The sequence below is a fragment of the bacterium genome (genome assembly GCA_030655055.1).
Taxonomy (GTDB): Bacteria; Edwardsbacteria; AC1; order AC1; family EtOH8; genus UBA5202.
In genome coordinates this window covers 1-5832 of sequence record JAURWH010000007.1, presented here as the reverse complement: position 1 = coordinate 5832, position 5832 = coordinate 1, and the positions used below count along the sequence as shown (strand labels likewise).

Sequence of the window (5832 nt, the reverse complement as noted above, 5' to 3'; positions counted from 1 at the left end):
GGCCTTCATCACGCCGAAGTATTTCGTCTATCCCGGAGAGGACGAAATGCCTGCCCTGGCGGCCGGGGCGCTCCGGGTTCTTAAGGGCGAGGAGAAAGCGCGGGAGTATTGAGCACCTTCAATGTTAAAAAGTGCACCGTGCGGGGAATGGAATATGCCCTGATAGAGTCTGATGGAATGGTCATCGACAAGGTGCAGGACGGTCTGGACCTGATGGCCAATGCAGACAGCGGCAAAATAATTCTACAGGACCATCAGGTCAATCCGGATTTCTTCCGGTTAAGGACAGGTTTTGCCGGAGAGTTGTTGCAGAAATTCATGAATTACGGGGTCAGCCTGGCGGTGATCGGGGATTTTTCCAAGTATCCGGGAGATACCCTCAGGGATTTCATCCGCGAGAGCAACAAGAACGGCCGTATAGTATTTGCAGCTTCACAGGATGAAGCGTTGAATCTCTGGAACCGGGCAGGTTAGGTAAACATACAACACAGTTTTACCATACAACCAGGATGTGCATGATGCCCCACGAGATAGTCATTGACCAGGAAAAGGGATAGTCAGGATCATACATAAGGACATAGAAAACAAGGTTATGGGGGCGCATTCATGGCCTATGAAATAAAATACGACGAGGCAAGGAACCTGGCAATGGTCAATCATTCCGGGACAGTCGACCGGAACGACCTCTGGAACGGCCGGGAGGAGGCCATGAAGCTGGTGCGGGACAAGGCCACGCCCCGGGTGATGGTGGACATGAGGAAGATCGAACTAATGACCTCAATCATGGAAGAGTTCAACTTTGCCCGGGCCCAAAGCAATTATTCTCCGGGTTCGGTAAAGGTGGCGGTGCTGATCAGGAAAGATGACCCCAAGAAAAAGGAGCACCATCTGGTAGAAACGGTGGGCCAGAACCGGGGGTCCATGCTGATGGTGTTCGATGACCAGGCCGAAGCGGAAAAGTGGCTGATGGGTTGAACAAATATTAATCAACAGACAAATAAAAAGAAAACGGAGGAACCGCCTGTGCCCTTCAAAGTCCTGGCCATCAACCCCGGCTCCACCTCCACCAAGATAGCGGTGTACGAGGACGACAAAGCCATATTCAAAGACACCCTGCGCCACTCCGCCGAGGAGCTGGCCCCCTTCAAGCGGATCACCGACCAGTTCGATTTCCGCAAGCAGGTGATCGAGGATGCCCTGGCCAAGGGCGGGATCAACATCAAGGACCTTAGCGCCATCATCGGGCGGGGCGGTCTGTTCAAGCCGATCCCCTCGGGCACCTACGCGGTCAACCAGGCCATGCTGGACTACATCAAGGCCGGCACCGGCGGAGACCACGCCTCCAACCTGGGCTGCCTGATAGCCGACGACCTGGCCCGGGACGCCGGGATCAAGTCGTACATCGTGGACCCGGTGGTGGTGGACGAACTGAATCCCCTGGCCCGCTACTCCGGCCTGCCGGAACTGCCCCGGGTCAGCATCTTCCACGCCCTCAACCAGAAGGCGGTGGCCCGCCGGGCGGCCAGGGACATGGGGAAGAAATACGAGGAGCTGAACCTGATAGTGGTGCACCTGGGCGGAGGGATCTCCGTCGGAATTCACGAAAAGGGGAAGGTGGTTGACGTCAACAACGCGCTCAACGGCGACGGGCCGTTCGCCCCGGAGCGGGCCGGAGCCCTGCCCACCGGCGACCTGGTCAAGATGTGCTTCTCCGGCAAATACACCATTGATGAAATGAACAAGAAGCTGGCCGGCAAGGGCGGCTGCGTTTCGCACCTGGGCACCAACGACGGCCGGGAGATGGAGGACAAGGTCAAGGCCGGGGACGCCAAGACAATATTGATCATCCAGGCCATGGCCTACCAGAACGCCAAGACCATCGGCGAAATGGCCACGGTGGTCAACGGCAAGGTGGACGCCATCGTGCTGACGGGTTCTTTTGCCTACTTCCCGGAATTCGTGGAGTGGATCAAGGAACGGGTCTCCTGGATCGCCCCGGTCAAGGTCTACCCCGGGGAGGATGAGATGACTGCCCTGGCCGAGGCCGGGATGAGGATACTGAAGGGCGAGGAGCAGGCCAGGGAGTACAGGTAACCCCTCCCCATCCCCTCCCCTGGCAGGAGAGGGGTGTTTGATGAACAATAATGTAGGGGCGATTCATGAATCGCCCGGATAATAGAATTACAGGAGCATACATGATCAAATCATTTTCCGACCTGATGAAAGAGGCCAAGGCCAAAGGGCCCAAAAAAGTTGCGGTGGCGGTGGCCCAGGACGAGGTGGTCCTTGAGGCTTTGAGCGACGCGGCCAAGGAAAAGATCGCCACCCCGATCCTGTTCGGAGACAAAAAGGCGATAGAAGAAGCCGCCCAGAAGGCGGGCGTGGACATCAAGGGCTGGGAGATCCACGACATCAAGGATATGGCCGAGGCCTCAAAAGCTGCGGTAGCAGCGGTCTCCAGCGGCAAGGCCGATTTTCTGATGAAGGGCCTGGTGGCCACCTCCACCTTCCTAAAAGCCGTGCTGGACAAGGAAGTGGGCCTGCGCACCGGGCGCTTGCTGTCCCACGTGGCGGTGATGGAATCGTCCGCTTACCCCAAACTGATCCTGGTTTCAGACGGCGGGATGAACGTCAAGCCCGACCTGATGGCCAAGGTGGACATCATCAACAACGCGGTGGAGATCTCGCAAAAGCTGGGAGTGGAAAAGCCCAAGGTGGCCGTGCTGGCCGCCATAGAAGTGCTCAACCCGGAAATGCAGGACACCATAGACGCCACCCATCTTTCCAAGATGAACGACCGGGGGCAGATCAAGGGCTGTCTCATTGACGGGCCGCTGGCCCTGGACCTGGCGGTCTCGGCCGAGGCCGCCGCCCACAAAAAGATCAAGAGCCAGGTGGCCGGAGAGGCCGACATCTTCCTGACCCCCGATATCGCCTCGGGAAACATGCTGGTCAAGGGGCTGATCTATTTGGGCGGGGCCCAGGCGGCCGGGATCATCGCCGGGGCGGCCAAGCCGGTGGTGATGCTCTCCCGGGCAGATTCCAAACAGCAAAAGATCAACTCCATCGCCCTGGGAGTGGTCAGCTGCTGATGGCCAAACAGGCGGAGGACAATGCCAGCGGCCTGCCCTGCGACATTTACAAGGCCATCCTGGACCAGACCTATGACGGCGTTTATTTTGTGGACAATGAGAAGCGAATCACCTACTGGAACAAAGGGGCCCAGAGCATCTCCGGTTACCAGCCGGAAGAAGTGATCACTTTGCGCTGTTCCGACGATCTGCTTTGCCACATCGATGCCGAGGGCCGGAGCATGTGCGGACCGCTTTGCCCCTTAAGCCGGGCGGTCAACGGCGGACAGTCCACCGCCCAGACCAGGGTCTACCTGAAGCACAAGGACGGGCGCCGGGTGCCGGTGGATGTGGTCTCGTCGCCTATCAGCGGTCCTGCGGGGGAGCGGTTGGGGGCTGTCCAGATATTCCGGGACGCCAGCATCTATGAGGAGGAGGCCAAGGCCTCGGAACTGCTTTCCAAACTGGCGGCCATCGATCCCCTGACCGAACTGCTGAACCGGCGCAAGATAGAGATGGAGCTGGACCTGGAGCTGAAGAAATCAAAACGTTTGGGATTGCCCCTGTCTTTGGTCTTCTGCGACCTGGATTATTTCAAGCACATCAATGACAAGTACGGGCATCCGGTGGGCGATGAGGTCCTCAAAGGTGTCTCCCGGCAGCTGCAGGCCGGGATCCGGGAATACGACCGGGTGGCCCGCTACGGGGGCGAGGAATTCCTGATCATGCTGCCCCAGACCAAGGCCGAGATCGCTGTGGAGATCGCCGACCGCTTAAGGACATCAATAGAAAGGTGGAGGCTGATCCATCAGGAAAAACTGTGGCCGCTAAACGTCACCATCAGCATGGGGGTGGCCGAGATGAACCGGGATGAAACCCTGGACAGCCTGATAGACCGGGCGGACAAGGCCCTGTACCGGGCCAAGCAGGGCGGCCGGAACGCGGTGTTTGTTTCTTAGCCTGACAAGGTTGTTAAACAAGGGGGTACGGTGGATATACCGTTGATAATAAGATAGAACAAAATTTCATTGCCATCAAATTGCCACATTGAAGGGCCATAAAATGAACAAGCCAAAAACAGGTGCCTGCCTTCTTGCTGTGATCGTAGTGCTTTCATTCATGGCAAACATAGGCCTTTGCCAAACTTACCTGAGCGGGAACGGAGGTAAACCAGTTTATTATATGGATCTTTATCCCGATCTCCCTTCGTATTATTCATTTGATAGCACTTCGCATCTTTTAAGTGTTACTAATGGTGTGACTATGGAAACAAATGTGCTATACATACTTTCTCATACATTTAAAGTAGGCTGGTTTTTATCTTTGGACAATTCAATAACGGCAAATGACTATCTCATAGGTTCCCAAACAATAACTATGTTAGCTGGGGTGCGACGATATGATACCCTGACTTTGAGCGTAGATTTGGATACGGTATCGAGCCTTTTTAAAAAAATAGCAGCAATTATTATATCGGTTTTTTTGTTAATTACGACAGCTCGGAGTCTGAATATGTAGAAAATTCTCCGTGGTACGGTAACAACACGATGTGCTTTGCTGATCCTATAGTGTTAGTTTATGATACTATTCCTCTCATCATACTGAAAACCAAGCCTACGAGCCCGCAGACCATAGGACGACCATATCTGGTGCAGGCGATTATAAAAGACTTAGAAAAAAAAGGAGGGAAGTCCGTTGCTGCCGAAAGCCTGTATTACCGGGTGAACAGTGGGACATGGTCGAGCCTTGGCGCTGGCGAGATAGAAGGAGAAACATTCAGCTTTTGGATACCTGCCATCGACAGCGGCCAGATTGAGTATTACCTCCAGGCATGGGATAATGTGGGAGCTACTACAGTGGAGCCTTCATCGGGCTATCATTCTTTTGATGTCAACACCCTTCCGCCGGTGATAACATACAGTTACCCCGACAGTGGGGCGATAAATGTCGCACCTCCGGATGCGCAGATATTGATTGTCTTTTCGACGCCCATAGATACTACCAGCTTTTCGTTCATTTTATTGCCCGATCCCGGTGGTGTGGTCGGGATCTGGAATACAGGCCATGACACATTACGTATTACGCATGCGGATTTTTATAACGAGACGGTTGAAACGGTAAATATCACATATGCGGCAGATCTATTTGGACATCTTCTGTCGGGGCGAAATGTCATCGCTTTTACCACGTTTGCTCCCACTGATCCATATTGGGAAGACCGGTTTGGGACGACGGGCATTAATAATACTATTTATGCAATGGTTAGGGATAGTTTGAACAATGTGTATATAGGAGGAGAATTTACAACAGCAGGCGGAGCTAGTGCAAATTACGTGGCCAAGTGGAATGGCGCTAATTGGACTGCGTTGGGCAGCGGAATGAACGGAAAGGTCAACTGCCTGGCAATCATCGGCACTAACGTATACGCCGGAGGAGGGTTTACCACAGCTGGAGGCGTTACTGTAAACCGGATAGCCAAATGGAACGGCACCAGCTGGTCGGCCCTGGGTTCAGGAATGTCTGCCAGTGTTTATACTGTAGCTGTAAATGGAAATGATGTATATGCTGGAGGTACTTTTGCCACAGCCGGGGGTGTCTCTGTAAACAGTATAGCCAAATGGAACGGCACCAGTTGGTCAGCCTTGGGTTCAGGAATGTCTGGCGTTGTTTATACTGTAGCTGTAAATGGAAATGATGTATATGCCGGAGGAGGGTTTACCACAGCTGGAGGCGTTACTGTAAACCGGATAGCCAAATGGAA

7 protein-coding genes are annotated in these 5832 nt (G+C 54.3%); all 7 read left to right on the top strand.

What is annotated here, in order from left to right:
• Positions 1-108: 108 nt before the first annotated feature.
• Positions 109-474: a DUF4180 domain-containing protein gene (locus Q7U71_00145; protein MDO9390171.1), complete on the top strand. Its 366-nt coding sequence runs from the start codon at positions 109-111 to the stop codon at positions 472-474.
• A 132-nt stretch (positions 475-606) separates the two neighbouring features.
• Positions 607-975: a hypothetical protein gene (locus Q7U71_00140; protein MDO9390170.1), complete on the top strand. Its 369-nt coding sequence runs from the start codon at positions 607-609 to the stop codon at positions 973-975.
• A 48-nt stretch (positions 976-1023) separates the two neighbouring features.
• Complete coding sequence (gene buk, locus Q7U71_00135; protein ID MDO9390169.1) at positions 1024-2094, top strand: butyrate kinase; 1071 nt, start codon at positions 1024-1026, stop codon at positions 2092-2094.
• 101 nt (positions 2095-2195) lie between these two features.
• A complete protein-coding gene (locus Q7U71_00130; GenBank protein ID MDO9390168.1) occupies positions 2196-3092 on the top strand; it encodes a phosphate butyryltransferase in 897 nt (298 codons plus the stop codon).
• Positions 3092-4030, top strand: a complete 939-nt coding sequence (locus Q7U71_00125; GenBank protein ID MDO9390167.1) for a sensor domain-containing diguanylate cyclase — start codon at positions 3092-3094, stop codon at positions 4028-4030. Before Q7U71_00130 ends, Q7U71_00125 begins: the two co-directional genes overlap by 1 nt.
• A gap of 103 nt (positions 4031-4133) precedes the next feature.
• Entirely contained in the window at positions 4134-4589 is a 456-nt protein-coding gene (locus Q7U71_00120) for a hypothetical protein (GenBank protein ID MDO9390166.1), read from the top strand.
• A 29-nt stretch (positions 4590-4618) separates the two neighbouring features.
• A partial coding sequence (locus tag Q7U71_00115; protein ID MDO9390165.1) for an Ig-like domain-containing protein occupies positions 4619-5832 on the top strand: 1214 nt, incomplete at its 3' end.

Coding starts and splice junctions, on each gene's coding strand:
- Q7U71_00140 (MDO9390170.1), top strand. CDS start 607: ATGGCCTATGAAATAAAATACGACGAGGCAAGGAACCTGGCAATGGTC.
- Q7U71_00130 (MDO9390168.1), top strand. CDS start 2,196: ATGATCAAATCATTTTCCGACCTGATGAAAGAGGCCAAGGCCAAAGGG.
- Q7U71_00125 (MDO9390167.1), top strand. CDS start 3,092: ATGGCCAAACAGGCGGAGGACAATGCCAGCGGCCTGCCCTGCGACATT.
- Q7U71_00120 (MDO9390166.1), top strand. CDS start 4,134: ATGAACAAGCCAAAAACAGGTGCCTGCCTTCTTGCTGTGATCGTAGTG.